This is a genomic window from Victivallis sp. (assembly GCF_048170485.1).
GTDB lineage: Bacteria > Verrucomicrobiota > Lentisphaeria > Victivallales > Victivallaceae > Victivallis.
In genome coordinates this window covers 1-23,428 of the sequence record NZ_DBEXAY010000200.1, presented here as the reverse complement: position 1 = coordinate 23,428, position 23,428 = coordinate 1, and the positions used below count along the sequence as shown (strand labels likewise).

The window sequence follows — 23,428 nt, the reverse complement described above, 5'->3', positions numbered from 1 at the left end:
TGACGGACGACCCGGAAATCGAATTTAAAATCGAGTCGGGAATCGAATGCCATCGCAAAGGATTCGCCACAATCCATCTGAAATATGCGAACGGGCAGCCGGTCTCTCATGCGGACATTGAAATCCGGCAGAAGAACCATGCGTTTCATTTCGGAGCGAATGCCTTCATGCTGGATGGGTTCCCCTCTCAGACCGAAAACTCCGCGTTCGAGGAGCTCTTCGTCGATCTTTTCAATACCGCGGTGCTGCCGTTTTACTGGAGAGACCTGGAACCGGAAGAGGGACGACTCCGCTTTGCAAAAGATTCGGCAAAGATCAGCCGCCGTCCCCCGCCGGAACTCAGCCTGGAGTTCTGTGCGAAACACCATCTGACCGCCAAGGGCCATCCTCTCTGCTGGCACGACTACTGGCCGGACTGGGTCGATCGAAATCCCCGGCGTGCGCTGGGGCGGCTCGAACGCAGATTCCGAGAGCTTTCCGAGCTTTGCGCCGGGCGAATCGTCGAATGGGATGTGATGAACGAAGCGCAGACGCGCGATTTTCTGGAAAAAGACTGGATGCCGCGCTTTCCCCGGGGTTATATTGAGGAGCTCTTCCGGATGGCGGCCTTCTACTTCCCGGACGCGCTGCTCATGTACAACGATGACCATCGCTGGTGGGACCATCAGGCGGATTACTCCCCGGTCTATCTGCTGGTGGAAAAACTGCTGGGGCACGGCTGTCGGGTGGATGGTCTCGGCATGCAGTTTCATATGTTCGAATCGTTATTTCCGGAACTGCCCCGTTTCTTCAACCCCGACGTACTTTACTCCTGTTTCGACCTCTATGCGGAACTGAATTTGTCGCTCGCCATATCGGAGATCTCCATTCTGGGAAACGATGTCTATTTCGGAAAAGGCGAAGGTGCCGTCTTCCAGCAGCTGGCGGCGGAAAAACTCTATCGTATCTTCTTCAGCCACCCGGCCATGCGCTCGATTATCTGGTGGAATATCGTGAACGACACAGCCTGCAGCCCGACGGAACAGAAATTTCAAGCCGGTCTGATCGAGCGCGATTTCACCCCCCGCCCCGCCTACCTGGCGCTGAAACATCTGATTCAAAAGCAGTGGCACACGGAAACCGCACTGGAATATCGCGAGGAAAACATCAACAAATTCCGCGGCTTCTACGGCGATTACGATCTGAAAATCCGGACGGATTCCGGGGTGTATCAACGCCAGATCCGACTGGATCGGGAAAGCTATAACATTCACACCATCACACTCTGAAAGGTTGAACATGGGGCATAAATTCCGCACCGCGTTTATGACGTTGTTTCTGGCCGGAATTCTGCCGGCCGGCGAAGTCAACTGGAGCTTCATCGGTCCGAAAGGCAGTTTTTTCCGCAAAGGAGAAACGGTGATCGCCGCTCTTCCGGACTACGGGCCGGCAAAACGGATCATCAAATATCAGATGATTTCCGAACAGGCGCTGGTTCCGGGGAAGCTTTATCGCTTCAGTTGCAGAATCGACAGCCCCATCGATCAACTGCGGGAAATGGCACTCACCTACCGGGGGCGGAAACTTGCCGCCAATCTGGGATTCTATCAGATATTTTCTCTGAAAAAAGGGGAAAACCGGATCTCCGTCAACATCATCCCGGTTCGTTTGCCCTCGCCCGGGGATCGGGGAATCCTTGCACTGCAGTTCGGCCTGCTGACCGGCCCGTTGAAAATCTCCGGGGCAACCTTGCGGGAGATCGATCTGGCCCATCGGACACCGCTCCCCTTTTCGCCGGAATGGACCGTTCGCATCGGCTCTTCCGTACGTACAGTTTCCGTACCATCCACGCTGTCGGAAAAAGGCATGGTGATCGACCTTGCTGCCATGGTTCCGAAGTTCCGCCACCGGGACTCCGCCTGGTTGGAAAACTCCTTCGAGATGGATTCGGAACAGGAGGTTGTGATCGGTTGTGCGGCGGACTGGTATTTCCGCGCTTTTCTCAACGGGAAACCGGTTTACTCCACATGGGCCCGCGGCAATCAACAGGAAAATTGCTCCACCGGCAACCATGTGTTCATCCTTCCATGCCGGAAAGGGAAAAACCTATTTCGGGTCGAGGTCGGAGCAGGTTCCAAGGGGTGGAAATTTCTCTGGGGAACCCCGACTCCACCACCGGAACCGATCAGATTCGACCGACAGAACGGATACCGGAAAATTGACCTCGACCACCTTTTCATCCGGGAGAAAAGCGCATTGGACCTCTCCCGTTTGCTGGATCCTCCGGCGGGGAAATACGGCCGCGTCATCGTCGGTCCTGCCGGGCGGCTCTGCTTTGAAAAAAATCCGACACCATTCCGGATGTTCGGCTACTCGTCGAGCATCCCCGCACTCTACTGGGGACCGGATGTGCCGGATCGGGAATTCGAGGAAAACGCCCGCCGGCTGGCCAAAGCGACCCGGGCGCAGGGGTACAACTGCTTTCGACTTCACGGATTCGACGAATGGGTGATGCTGGAAACCACCCACCCGATGGAACAGGGGCGGTTTCTCGACCGCTGGGACCGCCTGGTGGCGGAAATGAAGGAGGAGGGCATCTACGTACAGCTGGTCTGCTTCTCTTTCGGCCTCTTTGAACCGCCGGCTCAATACAAAGCGGCCTACAACCGTCGGAACATGCATAAGGCCAGAATGTTTCTGGGCTGTGACTGGGAGAGGCGACGCTTCCGGGAGAGTACCGCCCGGCTGCTGAATCACGTCAACCCTTACACCGGAATCGCCTGGAAAGATGAACCGGCGATCGCCCTGATCGAATTCTACAATGAACAGACCATGGCCATCCGGACCTTTCCCAACCTGCGCAATGCCTATCCGGATGACTACAAACTCATCGTCGACCGGTGGAGCAGCTTCCTGAAAAAGCGGTATGAAAATGTGCCGCCCGAAGCGTGGCCGGAAGCGCTCCGGAGAACGGGGCTCGACGCCCCGCCGATTCCCGCCGCCGATCGTTCCCGGCTGGCCGACGACTACGCACTCTTCTGGTATGAACTCATCCGCGACAACAATCGCTGGTGCGAAGAGGTTTTGCGCGAGAACGGCTATCCAGGACTGGTGAACAACATTACCGAACCTCAGTTGAATGTGATTGCCTCCACCTGGGAAAGCCTGCCGCTCTGCAACGCTCACACCTACTGGGGATTCCCCAGCAATTGGATGAATCCCGGATCGCAATTGTCGAAGATGAACAGCCCGATCGGCGCGGAAGCCGCTTTTTTCCGGCGGATCAACAGCTGCCGGCTGTATGGACGCCCGTTCCTTTGCGGTGAATATAATCACACGTTCTGGAATCCCTATCAGTATGAACTTCCGCTCGGCTTTGTCGCCTACGCCGCCTTTGCCGATTGGAGTTCCATGATGATTCATGATGAGGCGGTTCAGCTCAGACCTCCGCCGGATCCGCGCTGCCTGATGTTTTCAGTTGGCGTCAATCCGGTTCTGCGCTGCGGGCAATTTCTGGCGGCGGTGCTTTTTCTGCGGGGAGATGTTGCGCCGGCCAGGCACCAGGTGGTCTGGAGCGTTGATTTCCAATGGCTTTTCTCCAATGGAAACGCCGGATTCGCCCTCTCTGACATCCAGAATCGAATTGCACTGGTGACAGGAACGGGACTGAAGTTTGAGGATCTTCCGCCTTACGCTCCGCTTCCACGGCGTCCCGGGCCGGATCTGCTCCTCCCCCTGAACGAAACCGCCGAAGTGAGTACACACGACTGGCATACGGACATCCGCGGAAACGGCGATGGGAAAAAAGCCTTATTGGATCATTTTGCACGCATGCGCCGGCTTGGCATCCTGCCCGCGAACAACCGTTCCGAGCCGGAAAAAGGAATTTATCAGACGGACACCGGCGAAATTCTGCTCAATGCCCCCCGGAAACAGCTTCGCCTGACCACACCGAAAACAGAGGCCGTCACGCTGTCCGGCGGCGATTCCGCGAAGCTCGATGTGCTTTTCGCATCAAGCTCGACCGATTCCCTGGTCGCCGCGGTTTCCATGGATGAAAAACCGCTCGGCGAGTCCCGGAACATCGTTCTCTGTTACGCGACACGGGCGGCCAATACCGGCATGGAACTGGAACCGGACGGAAAAACCATGCGGCTCTGGGGCGGTCCGCCGGTGCTGGTGAAAACCGGACGGCTGAAAGTTCAGTTGAAGAATGGGAATTCCCTTCGCGCCTGGGCGCTCCGGACCGACGGAGTTCGCACCGAGGAACTGCCTTTGAAGAAAACGGAGAGCCGGATTCTCCTCGACATCGATACCGGAAAACTCTCCGGAGGAGCGGCTGTTTTTTTTCGAACTCGCGGCCCAATGACAGCCAGGGGAAAAATCCGGGAACCCGTTTGGGAGAGAGGAAAACAGAAATGCAGGTATGGCAGTTCAAACGATCGGCGGCTGTTCTTCCCCGGTCGAAAGCTCCGCACGATATTGAATTGAGATTTCGCCCCTTGATACTCGACATAACAGGAAAGGCTGGTACTATGAAAACAGAGTTCAAATGTCGCCGAATTTTTACTTTGATTGAACTCCTCATCGTAATCGCGATCATCGCCATTCTGGCAGCCCTGCTGCTGCCGGCACTCTCCCGGGCCCGGGGAACGGCGCACCGGAGTCTCTGTCTCTCCAACATGAAGCAGATCTACACCAATCTCTTCATGTATGTGACGGACAACGTCGATTTCATGCCGCCATCCTACAACGATTCGCAGCATAGCTACTACATCAATCTGTATGCGCGTCAGGCTGCGGATCTGGTGCCGAGTACACGAAGCAGTGTATATCCGGCGTTCAATCATGGCTCGGCCTGGAAGACGCGGAAAAATATCTTTTTCTGCCCCTCCAACGTCCCCGGCGGCGATCCGGGATGGCACTCTTCCACATTCGCCACCACCACGTTCGACATGTATTACACCAACTACATGCCGACCACCTGCGCGTATTCCCGGGAGGAAGCCAGCACCCCCGGCTGGGGATTGGAAAACGCCCCGCTGGATGCCAAAATCATCGCCCGGAAATTTCAACGGATCGACGACAAATCCGCCATCATGACCGAGACCTGTTACACCGCGGTCAAACAACCGCTGGGAATCAATGTCGCCTACGCGCCACGGGCGTATGGGCTGGTGGTGAATTATGCCGATGTCATAGCGAACAACGAAACCCGGGTGCGTCGCCCCGCTTACATCTTCCACATGGGCCGTGCCAACTTCATGTTTAAGAACGGCAGTGTGCAGAGCCACGCCCGCGGAGCATTCAATGAGGACTACATCTTGCGTTAGAGGAGGATTTTCTGATGGATGGGCTGGAAGCAATCGGGAGAGTAAGAGTTCTGAATTCGAAGGAAACCGGTTCCTCCGTATTCGGACTGGGCCTGGAAAAACTCGACCGCGGACTGTACGATCCGGAAAACGCCTATGACCGGATTGCCGAATCCGGGGTCCGCTGGATTCGGATTCAGTCGGGCTGGAATCGGACGGAACGGGAAGCCGGCCTCTATGATTTCGCCTGGCTTGACCGGATTGTGGATCAGCTCCGTCGACGTAATCTGGTTCCGTGGCTGTGCCTCTGTTACGGAAACAAAATTTATGATCCAAAATCCGCTGAAATATTCGGAGCCGTCGGGTGTCCACCGAGAACGGAGGAGCAGAAGCAGGCCTGGCTTCGCTACGTCAGGGCCACGGTCGAACATTTCAAGGGACGAATCGACCGGTATGAAATATGGAACGAACCCGATGGAGTCTGGTGCTGGAAATGCGGTGTCAACGGCGCCGAATATGGCGAACTGCTGAAGATGAGCGCCCGGGTGATTCGGGAAGCGGATCCGGCGGCGAAAGTGATCGGCGGTGCGATCTGCCGGTTCGATCTGCAGTGGTTGCAGGAGATGCTGAAAACGGGAGCCGGCAAGGCGATGGACCTGCTCTCCTACCATGGATACAACCCGGATGAAACGGTGACCATCCGGGTGATGCGGGCAGTCAAAGCGCTCTGCCATATGTACAATCCTGAATTGAAGTTCGTGGAAGGAGAAAACGGCGCTCAATCGCGCCGTTCCCGGGCGGGAGCGTTGTGGGGAGCCGCCTGGACACCCCGCCGGCAGGCCAAGGCCCTGGCCAGAATGATGCTGCTGCATCTCATGGAGGGGGTGGAGATCTGTTCGTATTTCTCCTGCCTGGACATGGCCGAAGCGCTCAACGGGACGACGGAAGATCGGAAAACATACCGGGACTATGCGTACTTCGGCGTCCTGGAGGCGACCTTCACCCCGGACGGGATTGCGACCGGAGCGTACACACCGAAACCCGCCTTTCGAACGTTGCAGGTCCTTGCGTCGATTTTTCAGGGAGAATATCGGATGCAGACGCTGCCGATTCTGATGGATCCCCATTTTCTCAACGGTTTTCCGCAGACGGAACCTTCATGGCGGATTCGTCGGACAGATGACTCGGCACGCGAAATTATTTCGCAGGGATTTGTGAAGCCGGGGTGTGGATATGGATTTGTCTACTGGGTTCCGAAAGAGGTACTGACCACGGAGTACGAATCAACCATCACGCTGGAATGTTGTAGGTTGACCGGGGAAATTCATCTGGTCGATCTGCTCGACGGAACGGTTTACGCTCTTCCGGAAGAGATGGTCGAGACCGACGGCAGCGGCTGGTACCGTCTGAAACATATCCCCGTGCGCGATTCGCCGCTGCTGCTCGCATTCGGCGATTTTGTCGAGATGGCCTGAAAAGCGGGCAGCAGGGCAGAAACGTTCCGCCGGGGAACGTTTCCGGAACCGCCATGAGGATCCACCGACGCCGGGAGAGATCGATTCATTTTCCGGCAAGAGCTGTCCGGTTCGCGTTCTCCGTCTCGATCCGCTTCATCTGCTCGACGGCGATGAGAAGACAGCGCGGCAAATGGAACATCGTCTTCCACTTGCCTCCCTTGAGCAGGTGCGTCGGTTCGCCGTTCGACGTAGTTCATCATGAATCCAGTCGGATTCCAGACCGTGGCCGGAGTTGAGAGGCGTCGAGATCGAAAAAGCCAGCCGGATTGGCGTTTTTAAAGCAAACGCAGCACTCCGGATTCCAGAACTTCTCCAGCACAGTCCGTACGGCAACGGTTCGTCATGCGAGAAAGGGAAACGCATGGCAGGATCGTCACAGAGGCCGCCGGCAGGCAGACAGGTGATGCCGGGATGATTCCGCAATTTCACCAAGCCGGGCGGTTGCATATTTTCCGGTTACCGATTACATTACGGGAAAACAGGAAAGGAGAAGGCGGCGGTGGCGAAACAGAATGATCAGACAGCATTGATTACGATGTGGCATAAGTTCTGCGACCCCGACTTCCCGTTTTACATTGGAATTCACAATCATCTGCAATCCGTGTACAACCATGATCCGCAGATGCATATCCGCTCCTTCTGGAAAATCTTCTATGTGATGGAAGGCATGGGAGGACACCGGATCAACGGCAGGATGCAGCCGCTCCGCCCCGGGACGATCGCCGTCGTCCACCCCGGCGACCGGACCTCCTTCTTTGTGGAAACCGACAATCTCGTTCTCTGCAACCTCTGTTTCAAACTGGAGCTGATCGGCGAGACACTTCCGCGTCTCAAAAACGATTACAACTTCTTCTCGATCTTTTCGCGTTCCGGCTCTCGGGATCCGTCACTCTCCGACATTCTCTATCTTCTGGATGCCGACCGGACTGCATTTTCCCTGCTGAAGCGGATTCTGCACGAGTATGACGCAAAGCCGTCGAACTATCGGGAGATGATCCGGGCGCAGGTCATCGAATTTCTGATTCACATCGCCCGCCTGAGCGCGGAAGGAATTCAGAAGGAGAACCGGATTCACGCCGTCCGCTACATCGACGCATGGATCAGGGAACACTTTGCCGAAGAACCGGATTATAAAGATCTCGCCTCCCGTATCGGTCTCTCCCGGGGATATATGTGGACGCTCTACAAGGAACTCACCGGCAGTACGATTTCCCACGCCCTGCTCCGGCGGCGTCTCGACGCCGTATGCGAAGCTCTGGCGGACAGCGATTCCTCCATCCTCGAACTATGTTACCGTTGCGGCTTCAACGACATCAGCTATTTCTACAAGGTGTTCCGGGCAAGAACCGGGATGACGCCGCGCGCCTGGCGCCTGGCCCGGCGTGGTGAAAAAATTGGAGTGGATTCCGATTTTTCCGACAAATGACGCGCCGTCGAACAGAGTCCTAATTTTTCCGCGGCTTCCATGCTATAATAAAAACAAATCTGCAGGAAAGGTTTGTCATTATGGCATTGCAAGAGCTGACTCTCGAACTCTCACTGAAACCGTTTTTGCGCCGGAATGCTCCGCCGCTTCGCGAGGTCTGCCGCGAATTGTTTTCCGCCTGGCTGCCCGCCACACAGGACGCCCGACAGATCTCCGTTCTGCTCTGGAGCGGGGACGGTACCGAAATTCTGGAATATTCCGGCGATCTGCAGCAGCAGTTCGACTGGGGACGGTATGTCGGAATCATGAACCGTCCACTGCCCGCCGGCACGGAACAGAACGACCCTCTCCACCGCAATGCGATGATCGGCCACCCCTTCGAACCGGAAACGGAGAAGACCGACTACCGTTTCCTCGCCGAACTGGTCCGGGAACTGAAAGCCGTCGGCGGGGAGCTGACCGGCAGGCCCGTACGGGTCGGTACCGCGTTCGATCCCGGGCCGGAATTCACCATTTCGGCCTTCAAATACCGGAAACATCCCGAAATCTGCCGCGGCTCCTACGGCAGTCACAGCCGGGAACTGGTCTCGTGTTATTCCACGCTTCTGGCGGACTCCGGGCACTACACGGGTTTCCCTGAGGGGATTCCGGCGGGAACGCCGTTCGGCACCTTCTTCGGCCGGCAGGCCACCTGTTTCCTGCGGGACATGGGGATGGAGTTTCTCTGGCTCTCCAACGGCTTCGGGTTCGGGAACTTCCCGTGGTCCTACACCGGCGTCGTGTTCGACGGAGAACAATTTCACCCGGAAGAGCTGGAGACGGTGCGGAAACAGATGCTGGAACTTTTCTGGAAGGAGTTCCGGAAGGAGTGTTCCGTGCCGGTGTTTGTACGGGGAACCAACCTGACCACCGGACGGGATCTCTCCTGCGACGGCGTCCCGTTGAAGGAGATTTACGACTCCGGCGCGATTCAGGCACCGCCGGTCAATTCGCCATGGGCTCCGCTGAACTATGATTTCGGCTCGGAATTGATCGGCTGGATGTCGCATGCCGCGGGTTTTCCGGCCGACGATTTCACCTTTCGCTTTTACGTCTGCGACCCGTGGTTTCAGACCAGACCGTGGCTCGCCAATTACGAAGGGGAACCCTACGACATCTACATGCCGTGGGCGGTTTCACGCCTGCGGAAAAACGGCCGCATCGTCACGCCGAACCGGATCAATCTGGTTACAGTGGATGACTGCCGCGGCCAAATGCCGCCGGAGACGGCGGAACAGATTATTCCTCACCTGCGCCAGGCGCAACGGAACGCCCCCGATGCCCCCGGTCCCTTTCTCTGGCTCTATCCGTTTGCCGAGTACCACCGCTGGATTTTGCAGGAGAGCGGCAGGATCGGTGAAGTGTTCGCCGGAGACCATTTTCTGCGCGACGCCGTCAACAACGGTCTCCCCCTCAACACGGTCATGGATACGGCAGAGTGCGATCAGCTCCCTCCCGGCCGTGTCATCGTTTCACCGGTTCCGGAAGAACATACCCCCTGGGAAACCCGCCTGCTGGAATATCTCGAAAGCGGCGGCAGAATTCTGCTGTACGGCCCTCTGGAACACTCGCCCCGGCTGCGGGAACTGCTGCAAATTCGTCTGACCGCTCCTCTGGAAGGAGAACTGGAGCTGGAAGGAACGGATCTGCCGGAGACCTTCGCCCCGGACCGGACGATTTTCCATGCTCCGCCCTACTCCGCCGGAGGAATCCGGGAAACCGGCGGCAAAACCGTCCTCGCCGGTTGTTTCCGGGCGGGGGAACATCGGGCGCTTGCGGCAGAGCATCGTCAGGAAGGCGGCGGCCATCTGATCTGGGTCCGCACCTCCACGCCGCGCTGTCATGCCTTCTCGTTTCAGGACGAATACATCGGCAAACTTCCGCGCGAACCGTACTTTGAACCGGCGATTCTGCTCCGCACGCTTCTGGCGCGTTTCGGCTGGCGCTTCGAATATCCGCGCCGGTCCGCCGACGAATGGTATCCGCACCAGACCCTTTCCGTGCACGACGGCGGCTTCCGTTTCGCCGGGCGCAACCTGACCCAGACGGTGGAACACCGGCTCGGCACGCCGTTCGGAGCGCCGGCCATGAGCGGCACCGATTTTGAATTGAGGGGAAATCTGGCGTGCGGTCACTTCCCTCTCTCGTGGAACCGGGAGTGCCGTCTTTTTCTCACCGGCGAAGATTCGCTGATCCGGGTTCACACGCGCAGTTCCCAGCTGATCGACCGCGTCCACTGTCTGGAGGTGAGCGGCCTGAAACATGCGGTTCTGCGCATCTTCCCGCCGGAGGAGCGCCGGGATACGGTGGAGATCATCATGCTGCCCGGAGACAACCGGATGCGGCTTCCCCGCATCCCGTGGAAATACCAGACCGCGACCGGCTGGAATTACATCGAAACGGAACCGGTAACCGGCAGTGTCGCAATCTACTGGTAACCCGCATCTATGAAGGAATGTTGTTTTCACAAGAACCGGCAATGTACCGTCTGCAGCCGGAAATTGGATCCCCGGCATCCGGGGCCACGGCGGAGAACCGGAACGCTCAGTCCCGATGCTTTGACACCAGGAGGGCACAAACCAATTCAACCCCGAAAGGAGATGGTTGTATGAGAGGAAAAAGTCCGGAGAACTGTGTTGAAAAAAAAGGGAACAAAAAACAGAGAGCACCATTTTCTCTCATTGAACTGTTGATCGTTATCGCGATCATCGCCATTCTGGCCGGTCTTCTGCTGCCGGCTCTGGACCGGGCGAGAAGGTCGGCGCGGGCAACCGCATGCGTCAACAACTTGAAACAGATCTATCTGGGTTTTCAGAATTACAGCAGCGATTACGACGGCTATTACCCCCGCTACGGATTCGATTCTCAGCCGTTCTGTTACTGGTTCTGGGAGAACAAGGATTACAATTACGTAAATTCGATCTACCGCTACTGCGGCCCGCAGGTGCTGATGTGCCCGACCAAGCAGACCGCGCGGAATCAGTCCTACATGATGACCTGGTATCTGGGCAGTGCCTACCGGAAGGCGGTCACGATCAAACGCCCCTCAAAAACCCTGATGGTTGCCGACGGCGACAACAACCCGTACTTCACCAGCGGCAGTACCCGGAACGACAACTGGTTCCGTCACCGCGGGATCAACGACATCAATGCGCTGTGGTGCGCGGGAAATGTCTCGATCTATAAAGTCAGAGACTACCTCAATCGCAAGATCCCTTACTGGGAACAGCCGGGGGATTGCTCGTTCTGGTTATCGTGGTAAGGAGAAATTTATGAAATTTCAGACTGTTTTGCTGTTGTTTCTGTGCGGAACGTGCATTGCCGGAGAACCCGTACTCTGGCGACTCGGGGAGAAAGACCGGAAGGCGCAGGAGTTTCAGCTCCGCTATTTCCCGTGGGAATACGGCCGGGCGCCGTATCTGCGGACCAATCCGCACAAAAAGGGGTTCTGTTTTGAATACCGCATCGGAGGATCGGAGACGCGTCCGGAGATGATCGACACGATCACCCACCGGGACAATGCCGCTTTCATGCCGAAAGAGGAGATCGTCACCACGCTCCGTCTGATCTGGGAGGAGCGTGAGCCGGGGCGCCGCCGGTTTCTGCTGAACCTTGCCGGGGAGCGGAACATCGGAGACCGACGCAACGGCATCCGGATCGTCTTGCCGGACCAGCGGGTGCAGTATGCCGACTTCCCGGCGTCGAAAGAGCAGTACGAAAACTTTCTGAATCTCGTGTTTCCGGTCAAAACAGGGACGAATCAACTGGAGCTGAAGGTAATTTCCCACGGGAAATACGCCAGAATTTCGTTCGACAGCATGGAGTTACGACAGACCGACGCCGAAACCAATCTGAAGCCATGGTTGCGGGCGGACTTCCGCGAAGCGGACCATGTATTCACACCGGGCGATGCGGTGACGCTGGAACTGCACCGTTTTCTCCCCTCCGGTCAGATGGAACGATGCTCCTGGAAGGTGACCGACTTCTTCGGTAAAACCGTCGCACAAGGGGAAGAGGAATTCCGGAGTGAGCGGCTCCGGCTGCGCCTGCCGTCGGATCGACACGGCTGGTTCCGGGTGGAGTGTTCCACGCCTTCCACACAAGTTCAAACCGCCTATACGGTGCTGGAACCGGTCCAGCTGGAATATGATGAATCGTCACGGTTCGGACTCCACCATCTCGGCGACTCCTACATCGACAACTTCGATGCTCCCGCGGCGGAAAAGATCGTCCGGCGGGCGTGGCGGGCGGGGGCGAAACATATGCGCTACCACTATTTGAAGTGGAATCTGCGCCGTCCGGACCGGAATCAGCCCTACAGCTGGAAGAACGCCGACCGCCGCCTGGAGCTGATGGAACGCTACCGGCTGATTCCTCTGATCAACATCGTCGGAACCCCGAAATGGGCTTCTCCGGATTCGTCGGAAGCCCTGACACCGCCGATCGGCGTGCGCCGTTACTCCATGTTCGCGCCGGAAGAACAGGCGTGGCGGCAGTTCGTCACCGACCTTGTCTCGCGCTGGAAGGGGCGCGTCAAATACTGGGAAATCTGGAACGAACCCTCCTATGTCTCCTGCTTCTGGCTGGATGGTTCGCCCGCCACTTACGGACGCACGCTGAAAGCCGCGTATGAAGCGGCAAAAGCCGCTGATCCGGAATGCATCATCCTCTCCGGGGGACTTTTTCCGGCCGCCCTCGGATTTTTGGAGGAGGCCATCCGGAGCTCGGGCGGATGTTATTTCGACGTGATGGGCATCCACTACCCGCGCGAAGCTTCGTATGGTCAGTGGCGGCAGATACTTTCGCGTTATCGGGCGGGAATTCCGCTTTTCAACACCGAGGAGTCCCGCTGGTACGGCGGCGATCCTGTGAAGAATGCGGCCTCATTGATCAAACAGCATGTGCAGGAGGCGGTGAACGGCGTGGAGCGCACCTATTCGTTTCTGTTCGCCCGTCCGCGTCATACGGGGCGGACCGGCGCATTTTACGATGCGTTCGACGCGCCGGAACCGATGTATGCCGCCTACCGGACCATGACACACCGGATGGATCATATCATCTTTCTGGCGGACCTCTCCGAAGGGACCGGCAAAATGTACCTCTTTGAACGGGACGGCGAACCTTTGATCGTCGCATGGGATGACAAAGGCTCGAAGCTGCCCGCCGCACTCGCCGCCGGAGCGGAAATTTACGATCTGATGGACAACCGGATTTCCCAGCCATCCGGGCCGGTCAGGCTGACGGAAAACCCGTTGTTTCTGGTGGGCGGTGATCTCACCCGGCTGAAACAGTATGCGGCTCTGCGGGCGAAGTTGCCGTCGATGTTGCGGGTGCGGCCCGGCGAATCGGTAGAGCGTCTTCTGCCGTCTGCTCCGGAGTGCACGACACTGCCGGAGGGCTGGAAGGCGCACTTCCAAAACGGACGCTGGCAACTCGACATTCCGCAAGGAACGCTCGAAGGGGTGTACACGCTGCCGCTGCGGTTTGACGGAGGGAAGATTTCAATGAATCTGCGCCTCGAAGTCACGACCCGGGAACCGGGGGAGAATCTGATCCGCAACGGAAATTTTGCAAACGGCTTTGCCTACTGGTTCCGCGCGAAGAACGCCGATCTGGAACTGGTGAAACAGGAGAGCGGCAATGCCCTGCTCTGTCAGGGGAACGGCCGGCTTCATTTCGGGCCGACCGGGAAGATCAAAGTTCAGCCGGGGGAAAACTACCTTGTCGCAGTCGGGTTGAAAGGCGGAACCGGATTTGGAGTCATGTATTCGCTGTTCGATGAGAACAACCGCCGGATTTTCCCGGCAAAGCCGGGGATCAATCTGCTGTCGGTCAAACCCGGAGTGAATCGCGAGCTCTATTCCGAAGAGATCGTGATCCGGCATCCGGAGGCGGCGTACCTCAAGTTTTCGCTGCTGCCGGAGGTCCGGCCGGACCTGCCGATGACCGTCGATCAGGTTGCGCTTTACCGCCTGGACTCGGTCTACACGGCGGACCGGGTGCTCTGGCAGGGGAAATGCCGCCGGACGACCCCGGGGTGCGTTGTTGTGGACGGCAATGCGCAAGAGTGGAATTCCGTGCCTGCAATGGTGCTGAATTCCGCACGGCGGGTTGACCGGCCAGCGCAATGGAAGGGGCCGCAGGACCTCTCCGGTTCAGCACGGATGATGATGGATGACAAGAACCTGTATCTCTTCTTTTCGGTCCGGGACGATCACTTCACTCAGCGCACGCCGGAGCGGGCGTGGGAAGGGGATTCGATTCAATTTTCCTTCGATCCATTGCTGACGGCGGAAAATCACCATGAATTCCTGCTGGTGCGTCAGAGCGATGGGAAGACCGTTTTGCATAAGCTCCACAACTACTGGACCCCGGAACTGCTGACGGGGCAAATCCGACAGGGAATCGTTCCCGACGCGGAGGCGGTCTCCCGGTCGGCCGGAAACGGAATGGAGTATGAACTTCGCATTCCCCTGCTTCATCTGTTTCCGCTGACCGGAAAGGAACGTGCGTTCGGATTTTCGTTTCTGCTCAACGACAACGACGGTGCCGGACGCAAATACATGGAATGGTCCTCCGGAATCGGCGACAAAAAGGAATCGGGCAAATTCGGCATCGTCCGGGTGATACCATAGATCCGGTTCTCTTTTCTCCCCGACTGACCGGGAAGGCGTTCAACGCTTCCCGGTCGTCGTTCCGGCGACAGCAGCGGCAATATAACATGTCCCGGAAGAGGCGGGGAAGCCGCACTCTCCAAACAGTTTTCTCTCTCCTTCGCACTCAAAAACCGACGGAACCTTCTCCCCGTGGAAATGCTCCCGGTTCCGCTTGAAATATTCAAATATTATGATATTTTAATATTATGATATTTCAGCAACTGCAAAGGGAGAAGAGAAAATGAAGACTTTAATCGTCGGCGGCGTGGCCGCCGGGGCGAGCGCGGCGGCAAGACTGCGGCGGCTCGACGAATCCATGGAGATCGTTCTGCTCGAACGCGGGAAATACATCTCCTACGCCAACTGCGGCCTGCCCTACCATCTCGGCGGGGTCATTCCGGAGCGGGACTCCCTCTTCGTCATGCCAGAGAAGAAGTTCAAGGCGTGGTTCGATATTGACATCCGCTCCGGGAACGAGGTGCTCTCCATCGACCGCGCGGCGAAAACCGTCGCCATCCGCCGCGCCGACGGCACCGAATACACCGAACACTACGACAAACTCCTGCTGGCGACCGGGTCCCGCCCAGCCGCGCCGGAACTGCCGGGCAGTGACGACTCGCGCATTCACTCCCTCTGGACCATTCCGGATATGGATGCGCTCCGCGCCCTCGCAACCGGCGGCGCCCGCAAAGCGCTGGTGGTCGGCGGCGGATTCATCGGGCTGGAAGCGGCCGAAAATCTGCAGAAATGCGGCCTCGAAGTGACCATTCTCCAGCACTCGGATCACGTGCTCCCGTCGGTCGACCGCGAAATGGCCTGGCCGCTCGAAGCCGAACTCGCCGCCGACGGCATCGACGTGCGGCTGAAGGCGGAACTTGCCGGATTCCGGAAGGCGGAAGACGGCGCCCTCTTCGCACAGCTTAACGACGGCACCGAACTCGCCGCCGACCTCGTCGTCGTGAGCGTCGGCGTCAAACCGAATTCGGAACTCGCCGCCGCCGCCGGACTCACCCTCGGCCCCCGCGGCCACATCGTCGTCGACGAACATCTGCGCACCTCCGACCCGGATATCTACGCCGCCGGCGACGCTGTCGAGGTGGTCGATCGCATCTCCGGGAAAAAGACCGCCATTCCGCTCGCCGGCCCCGCCAACAAGCAGGGGCGGATCGTCGCCGACAACATCGCCGGGAAAGAGCGGGTCTACCGCGGCAGCTGGGGTGCTTCGGTCATCAAGATCGGTTCGCTCACCGCCGCCTCCATCGGACTTACGGAAGCGAAACTGCAATCGCTCGGCGTAAAGTACCACCGCATCTACACCCATCCAGCCTCGAACGCCTCCTACTATCCGGGCGGCGCACAGCTCCACCTGAAACTGCTCTTCGACTTCGACGGGAAGATTCTCGGCGCGCAGGCGGTCGGAGCGAAGGGGGCGGATAAACGGCTCGACGTGATCGGCACGGCGATGCAGTCCGGATGCACCGCGCCGGAACTCGCCGAGCTGGAACTGGCCTACGCCCCGCCCTACAACTCCGCCAAAGACCCGGTCAACTACCTCGGCATGATCGCGCAGAATGTGCTGGACGGCACCACCGAACTCGCCTACGCCGACGCGATTCCGGCGAAAGCCCTGCTCATCGACGTCCGCGAGGAGGCGGAACATCAGGCGGGGGCGATTCCCGGCGCGATCAACATGCCGCTCGGCACGATCCGGCGGCGGCTGAACGAACTCGACCGCTCGAAAGAGCTGATCGTCAGCTGTCAAGTGGGGCTGCGCGGCTACCTCGCAGAACGGATTCTCAAGCAGAACGGCTTCCGCGTCCGCAACCTCTCCGGCGGCTACCTCACCTGGAAGTACACCCATGCGCCGCTCCCGCCGGTGAGCCGGAAATCCGCCCCGCCGGCGCAGCCGGCCGCACCGGCGGCGCCATCCGCCGGAGTGGAGCGGAAAGTCGACGTGCGCACCCTCGCCTGCCCCGGCCCGATCGTGCGGCTGAAGGGCGAAATGGAGAAACTCGCCCCCGGGGAGACGCTCCGGCTGCTGGCCGCCGCCTCGTTCGCGCCCGATCTCGAAGCGTGGAGCCGTTCCAGCGGCAGTGAAGTCGCCTCGCTGGAGAAACAGGGCGATCAGCTCGAAGCGGTGATCCGCAAGGGCGGCGCTCCGGCGGAATCGGCCGCCGCGCCCGCCGCCGTTCCCGGCGGAAACGGTGCGGTGATCGTCCTCTTCAGCAACGATCTGGACAAGGCGATGGCGGCGCTGATCATCGCCTGCGGCATGGCGGCCTCCGGCGCGAAGGTGAGCATTTTCTTCACCTTCTGGGGGTTGTCGGTTCTGCGGAAAAATCCGGCTCCGGCGGTGAAAAAGAACCTCGTCTCCAGACTGTTCGGCTGGATGCTCCCCTGCGGGGCGTCGAAGCTCGCGCTGTCGAAGATGAACATGGCCGGGCTCGGCAGTGCGATGATGAAGCAGGTGATGAAACAGCAGAATGTCACCTCGCTGCCGGACCTGCTCCGCGAGGCGCGGGAACTCGGCGTCAAATTCGTCGCCTGCGAAATGGCGATGAACGTGATGGGGATCACCCGCGAGGAGCTGATCGAGGTGGATGAGGTGGCCGGCGTGGCCAGTTTCGCGGCGATGGCGAAAGAGAGCTCGACCACGCTCTTCATCTGAGGTTGAGAAGGGAGTGATACCATGACGGAACCTCATCCTCTTCCCGAAGAGTTTCTCACCGCGATGGCGGAGGTGATCAAACTGATCGGACACCCGTTGCGGCTGCGGATTCTGGAGTTTCTGGATCTGAACGGCGAATGCACGGTCAGCCGGATTCTTGCCGGAATCTCCGCGCCGCAGAGCGCCGTTTCGCAGCACCTCAACCGGATGCGCGCCGCCGGAATCGTCGCCTGCCGACGGGAAGGGCGGCAGATCTTCTACCGGATTGCGGCGGTCAACGCCGTCACGATCCTCAACTGCCTGCGCACCAAATACCGCGCAATGCAGGAGACGGATCGGCATAACGGCATTTCCGCCTCCTGACCCCTGCCGGTTCAGTCGGGCAACGGCGGAGAGTACGCCTCATCTCCGCCGTAACGACGGTAGCAGACGAGCAATTTCAGAAACAGCAGAACAGCGATGAGTGAAATTGCTCCGCCAAGCAGAAACACGCAGCGGTAGTTGTAGTTCGACAGATCGATGAGCTTGCCGATCAGCGGTCCGAGCACCATGTTGAGAATGGCGGTGACAATGCCGCCCGCCGAACAGAACTGAGCGAAAAGCTCCCCCGGCAGCAGCCGGGAGCCGAGCGAGGCGCTCAACGTGAAGTAACAGCCGGAAACGACGCCGTGCAGAATAAAGACGATGCCGAAATATCCGGCGTCCAGCAGCAGCCGGTAACCGGCCGCCATAAGAAGCAGATAGGCGATCAGCGACACCAGTCCGGAACGGAGCGGATGAAACCGGTCCGCCAGGATTCCGAGCGGATAACTCAACACCAGAGAGCAGGTATAGGTAATCACCAGATAGATGCCGTATTGCTCCATCGGAATTTGCAACTGCTGCGCGTACTGGATCGAAAACATGTTGATCGGAGCAAACGCCAGCATCGCCACTGCCGAAGCCGCCATGTACCAGCGGTAATAGGCCAGCGAAAAACTCTGCCGCAGATAGGTCGCCGCCGCCCGGCTCCCCCGGCGGAACAGTGAATCGCCTCCGCCGGTCCGCTTCACCGGGGAAGCGGCGGGAGGCGGGTATTCGCCTTCCCGCACCTTCCAGCAGAGCATCAGCAATCCTGCGCCGTACAGCGTGCCGATGCCGAGAAAGATCTCCAGCGTATACTCCTGCACCTTGCCGATCAGCCAGAAGTTGAAAAGCATTCCCGCCCCCAGACTGACCAGCCGGAACAGCGCAAAGAAGCGGCCGAGCAGTTCCCGCGGCACCACGTCATTGACCAGCGCATTGAAGAGCGAAGAGGCCAGCGTCGTCCCGAAGTCCAGACTTACCCATGCCAGACAGAAGAAGATCAGCTGTGCCGCGTGCAGCGGAATCGACGGCACCGCCTGATGCAGCAGCGAGGCGAAGAGCCGGGTACAGCCGAGCCCGTACAACCCCAGCACGATGAACGGCGTCGTGAAGAGCAGAAAGGGAATCCGCCGCCCCCACCGCCCGCGGTGCCGGTCCGAGAGATAGCTGATGATCGGCGACAGAAAGGTGTTCGTGAAATTCGGAAATCCCACGATAATCAGCCCGTACAGAAACTCCGATACCCCGATCTCCTTGATCAGCAGCGTCGCCGCCGGACCGACCGCACGATCCTTCATCGCCCAGGTGAAATCGCCCCACAGCAACCAGAAGCAGAGCATTCCGAGCGCACCGGCGGTGTAGGTCAACGTTCCAGCCCGCCAGATTTTCCGTTCCGCCGGAGCGATTTGCTTGATCGGGTCCATTGTTCTTTCTCCTCCGGGACGACTGGAACCGCCCGGCTACTGCCGGTCAACTTCGACGTTGCGAAACATATAGGGATTGCTGCTGAGGCGGAGCGGAGCGCCGCTGACCGTTCCGGAGTTTCGCACCGTCACCTTCTTCGGCATGTGATAGGGGAACTTCTCCTTCCAGGCCGGACTGGTTTTTTTCCAGTTGAAGTTGCCGAAAATCACCGCATTGTCCGCGGCGGTCACATTGTCGATCACCACCTCTTCCGGCAGATAGCAGGGATAGCCGAAATCCTGCATGCCGGAGTTGTAACCGCCGATCAGCGTGGCCCCGTTCTTCAGCGTGCAGTTGCGAAGGATGATCTTCCCCTGCCAGCTGCTGCCGTAATCGCTGCGAAGAAAGATGAAATTGCGGTTGGTCACGCTGGTGTTCTCGACCAGCAGCGTGCCGAACCCGATGATACTGATTCCGGAGTGGCCCAGTTCACAGTTGCGAATCGTCGCATTCGCCACGCCCTGATGAGCGTCAAAACGAGACAGGATACAGCTGTCGAAGGTCAAATTCTTGCAGTAGTTGGAGCCGAAGATTCCCCAGTAATGACGGTCGTGAATGCTGTTGCTCTGGCGACAGCGACGGAACGTCACGTTGACCGCATCGGTCGCCAGCATGTCGTAGGAGCCCATGGGGACACGGTCGCCGGAACTGCCTTTCGTATAATAGACCTTGTGCGCAGTAAACAGGACATCTTCGACCAGAACTTCCGCACAGCCGGCGATGGAAAGAAATCCGTAATAAGGAGCTCCGGTCTCGCCCTCCCCCTCCACAAAGTGTTTGAGGTTTCGGATCACCACATGAGAACGGCTGATTCCGATTCCACGGCGGTAGTAGGTGTACTTCGACGGAGCGGCATTGGCAATGGTGGTGAAAATTCCCCCCTGGACGGTCAACGTTTCCGTATCGATCGGCATGACGGTGGCGTCGGTCACGGTCTCGTAGTCCCAGACCGGCGGCGCGGCCGGAGCGATGTTTCCCTCCCGGTCCACCAGAAGAATGTCCCGCTGGGGAGTGCCGCTGTTGCGGTTGGCCTCCCCGCGGATGTAGCGACGGACGTTGCGGTCCTGGATGCAGACGAGACCCGGCTCCGGCAGCTTGATCCCGAGATTGGCCGCGCCGCGTTTGAGCGGCGGAACATTGGTCAGCGGCCGGGCCGCTGCGGAGGGCGCCACCTCGAAGATCTGCCGTCCGCGTTGATCGTGTACGCCCCGGTCGTCGATGAGGAAGCGGGCGGTTCCGAAGTCGGTATCGGTACGGATGATCGCGGTCCGGTCGATCCGGCCGATGTAGTAGCTCTTCCCGTCGGCGACCCGCACCGGCAGTTTGCGGGAGTTGGCGTAATCATGCGCGGCGACAATGGCGGGCATATCGTTGTGCCGGCCGTCTCCCACGGCCCCGAACTGCTCATAATTGACGCTTTTTGCTTCCGCGAAACATTCCCAGCTCGAAAGTCCGAGAATCACAACAACAGACAGGATAAATTTTTTCATAAAGCATCTCTCCGGATAATCAGTGGGAATAGACAGGATCGACCGTGGTGATGAAATTCTTCCACGAGTCGTTCAATTTCCAGGCGTCACCGTCGCGGGGAATCCGGGCGGCATGCCCGTCGCCGCACAGCACATTGGCGCTGCGGGAGTGGCGCATGGCGGGGAACCGGTTGTCTCCCATGATGAAGGTGTCGGTGGCGGCTGTTGCCGCGTCACCGCACTCCGCGAGAGCGCACATCTCCTTCTGATGACATGCCCGGTCGGCGACAACCCACACACGGCTGGGCCGCTTGAATACCTTATACGGAGTCCAGTAGCGATCCGCCGCGTTGGAATACCAGCCGGGAACTCCAGCCATGTAAGCGTTGATTCCGTAGCTGATCAGGCCGCTTTTATTCAGCATTTTCGAGGTGGGGCAGACCAGGACTCCCTTGATGTCCACTCCCATATTCGTGCCTTCGTGGCTGTAGTTTTTATCGTTGCATTCGAATCGCGGCAGATAGTTCCACTGCATGAGCAGATGATACCAGTAAACGTTGCCGATGCTGCCGCTGCCGGTCGGCCAGAACTCTGTAATTCCCGATATCAACTGCCGGTTGCCATACACCCACATCGGGCTGGTGGAGGAGGCCACGGTGGGCGGTCCCCACGTATCGTTGTCCGTGCAATAGGAGGCGATGGAAAGTCCGATCTGCCGAAGATTGCCGGTACAACTTCCGGTCTGCGCCGCACCGCGCGCCTTGTTCAACGCAGGCAGCAACATGGCGGCCAGAATGGCAATGATCGCAATAACAATAAGCAATTCAATCAACGTAAATTTTATTCTGCTCACTTTCCGTATCTCCTTTCTCTGATTTATCCAGCCGAAAGAGGTGAATTTAGAATTTCAGTCCGCCCGACATCGGGATACATATTGAGAACATTTTGCCGTACCTTCCTGATTTTCAGGCAGGTACGAACCATTTCCGCCAGTTCTGCGGTTCCGGCGTCAATATCCTCATCGCCGACCAGCAGATTGGAAATTCCATCACAGACCAGTGTATAGAGTTCCACGGAATTCAGATGGTAACAGGACTGCATTTTAGGAATCTCGCTTAAAAAAAGCACGTCACGTGCATCGGTATAGTCAATCGAGTTGCCGATGGATGATTTTCGAATAGGAATGCCGTATTTTTTCCGCGCCAGACAGTTCTGAAACTCCACCGACAGAAGCAGCTTCAACAGCCGGGCGGCCAGTTCGGGATTCACACATTCGCGACGGACGCAGAAGAGATCAGTAGCCTGCACATTGACATCCGGCCCGTTCCCGATCCGCGGCAGGGGCACGGTATCCCACTCTTCAAATCCGGCGCTTCGAATCCGGCAGAGAAACTGTCTGGGTTCGATCAGCATGGCAGCCTGCCCGGCAAAGAAACGGGTCTCGAACTCATCCGGATAGTGACGATACTGCAGAATTCCAAGTTCCCGTCGCAAATCCCGGTAAATCTTCAGCCCGAGCCGGGTTTCCGCACTGTCGATCTTCACACTCTCCGGCGATGCCGGATCAATCAGGCCGCCTCCGGCACGGAGCACAAAATTGATCCAGCCGAATTCCGAATCGTGCCAGCAGAAGATATCTTCCGGCGGCAGAATCCGCCGGAGACGCCGAATGCAGTCGAAAAACTCTTCGATCGTCCACCCCGGGTGCGGCATGGAGCATCCGGCACGTTTCAACAGAGCAGGATTGTAAAAGAGAACCCGCGGGGAGTAGATGACCGGCACGCCGACCAGCCGGGAGTTGATCCGGAACGCCTCGAACGGACCCAGGAAAAAGTCGCTCTTATCCGGGAAACAGCTCTCAAATATCCGGGAAAGATCCGCATACTGATTGTGATATGCCTGCACATACTGCGTCGTGCGCAGTTCGAATATCCCTTCTGCGAACTTGTCGCTGATCCACACCTCCGGAACCTCGCGGCGGGCCAGCTGCCAGAGCTCGTCGAGCCACTCCAGCCGGGGCCGGAACAGCACCAGATTCTGCTGCAGAGTCCGCAACCGCCACGCCGCCTGAACAAATGTGCCCCGGCGAGGAAAGGTTTCCAGCACGCCCTCATGCACCAGAATCTCAATGGCGCTCTGGACCGTCGGCAGAGAGATCTTCTCTTTCTGCATCAGCTCCCGGGCGCCGGGCAGTTTGTCGCCGCCCTTCAACTCGCCGCGTTCGAGCATCCCCAGAATATGGTTGCGCACAAATGTGATTCTGTCTTCCATATTTTCCTTTTCCATTCCCTTTTAATTATACTGCAATCTTCTGATAAAGTCAATATCGTTTTTTTTAATTAATAATTTTTTTTTCACATAAACTCTGACCTGGTCAATAATAAATTTCCATCGTCATACACGGCTGAAGGCCGGCAAATCCCCGATCAGGACGATCGCGGAACAATGCGGATTCGCCACCGAGAGTTCCTTTATCCGGGCCTTCAAGCAGGCGTACGGCTATCCGCCCGGCACACTGCGGCGCCAGTGACTCTCCTGTAAATTTTTCTTTTT

15 protein-coding genes are annotated in these 23,428 nt (G+C 58.3%); 11 read left to right on the top strand and 4 right to left on the bottom strand.

Annotated elements, in window-relative coordinates:
- From ACMLHG_RS10500 to ACMLHG_RS10455, 10 genes are all read left to right on the top strand, one after another.
- Positions 1-1,268: endo-1,4-beta-xylanase (locus ACMLHG_RS10500; protein ID WP_417170458.1), on the top strand; the 1,268-nt coding region annotated here is incomplete at its 5' end.
- 10 nt (positions 1,269-1,278) lie between these two features.
- Entirely contained in the window at positions 1,279-4,470 is a 3,192-nt protein-coding gene (locus ACMLHG_RS10495) for a hypothetical protein (RefSeq protein ID WP_417170457.1), read from the top strand.
- Between the two features lie 44 nt (positions 4,471-4,514).
- Positions 4,515-5,312, top strand: coding sequence for a prepilin-type N-terminal cleavage/methylation domain-containing protein (locus tag ACMLHG_RS10490; RefSeq protein ID WP_417170456.1), 798 nt, complete (start codon positions 4,515-4,517; stop codon positions 5,310-5,312).
- A 14-nt stretch (positions 5,313-5,326) separates the two neighbouring features.
- On the top strand, positions 5,327-6,766 hold the full coding sequence (locus tag ACMLHG_RS10485) for a GH39 family glycosyl hydrolase (protein ID WP_417170455.1): 1,440 nt from the start codon (positions 5,327-5,329) through the stop codon (positions 6,764-6,766).
- 541 nt (positions 6,767-7,307) lie between these two features.
- Positions 7,308-8,234 carry a helix-turn-helix domain-containing protein gene (locus ACMLHG_RS10480; RefSeq protein ID WP_417170454.1) on the top strand — a complete coding sequence of 309 codons (927 nt, stop codon included), beginning with the start codon at positions 7,308-7,310 and terminating at the stop codon, positions 8,232-8,234.
- Positions 8,235-8,314: 80 nt separating this feature from the next.
- Positions 8,315-10,711 carry a hypothetical protein gene (locus ACMLHG_RS10475; RefSeq protein ID WP_417170453.1) on the top strand — a complete coding sequence of 799 codons (2,397 nt, stop codon included), beginning with the start codon at positions 8,315-8,317 and terminating at the stop codon, positions 10,709-10,711.
- Positions 10,712-10,881: 170 nt separating this feature from the next.
- Positions 10,882-11,535, top strand: coding sequence for a DUF1559 domain-containing protein (locus ACMLHG_RS10470; protein WP_417170452.1), 654 nt, complete (start codon positions 10,882-10,884; stop codon positions 11,533-11,535).
- 10 nt (positions 11,536-11,545) lie between these two features.
- Complete coding sequence (locus ACMLHG_RS10465; RefSeq protein ID WP_417170451.1) at positions 11,546-14,908, top strand: sugar-binding protein; 3,363 nt, start codon at positions 11,546-11,548, stop codon at positions 14,906-14,908.
- A gap of 262 nt (positions 14,909-15,170) precedes the next feature.
- Entirely contained in the window at positions 15,171-17,597 is a 2,427-nt protein-coding gene (locus tag ACMLHG_RS10460; RefSeq protein ID WP_417170450.1) for an FAD-dependent oxidoreductase, read from the top strand.
- A gap of 21 nt (positions 17,598-17,618) precedes the next feature.
- Entirely contained in the window at positions 17,619-17,960 is a 342-nt protein-coding gene (locus tag ACMLHG_RS10455) for an ArsR/SmtB family transcription factor (RefSeq protein ID WP_417170449.1), read from the top strand.
- A gap of 11 nt (positions 17,961-17,971) precedes the next feature.
- Here the strand turns inward: ACMLHG_RS10455 and ACMLHG_RS10450 are convergent, their stop codons facing one another.
- The 4 genes from ACMLHG_RS10450 to ACMLHG_RS10435 are packed head-to-tail and all read right to left on the bottom strand — an operon-like array spanning position 17,972 to position 23,146.
- On the bottom strand, positions 17,972-19,366 hold the full coding sequence (locus ACMLHG_RS10450; protein ID WP_417170448.1) for an MFS transporter: 1,395 nt from the start codon (positions 19,364-19,366) through the stop codon (positions 17,972-17,974).
- A gap of 36 nt (positions 19,367-19,402) precedes the next feature.
- On the bottom strand, positions 19,403-20,896 hold the full coding sequence (locus ACMLHG_RS10445; protein ID WP_417170447.1) for a hypothetical protein: 1,494 nt from the start codon (positions 20,894-20,896) through the stop codon (positions 19,403-19,405).
- Positions 20,897-20,915: 19 nt separating this feature from the next.
- Entirely contained in the window at positions 20,916-21,728 is an 813-nt protein-coding gene (locus ACMLHG_RS10440) for a prepilin-type N-terminal cleavage/methylation domain-containing protein (protein ID WP_417170446.1), read from the bottom strand.
- 23 nt (positions 21,729-21,751) lie between these two features.
- Complete coding sequence (locus ACMLHG_RS10435) at positions 21,752-23,146, bottom strand: extracellular solute-binding protein (protein WP_417170445.1); 1,395 nt, start codon at positions 23,144-23,146, stop codon at positions 21,752-21,754.
- Between the two features lie 94 nt (positions 23,147-23,240).
- Here ACMLHG_RS10435 and ACMLHG_RS10430 point away from each other — a divergent pair, with 94 nt between their 5' ends.
- Positions 23,241-23,405: a helix-turn-helix domain-containing protein gene (locus ACMLHG_RS10430; RefSeq protein ID WP_417170459.1), complete on the top strand. Its 165-nt coding sequence runs from the start codon at positions 23,241-23,243 to the stop codon at positions 23,403-23,405.
- The last annotated feature ends 23 nt before the right edge of the window (positions 23,406-23,428 follow it).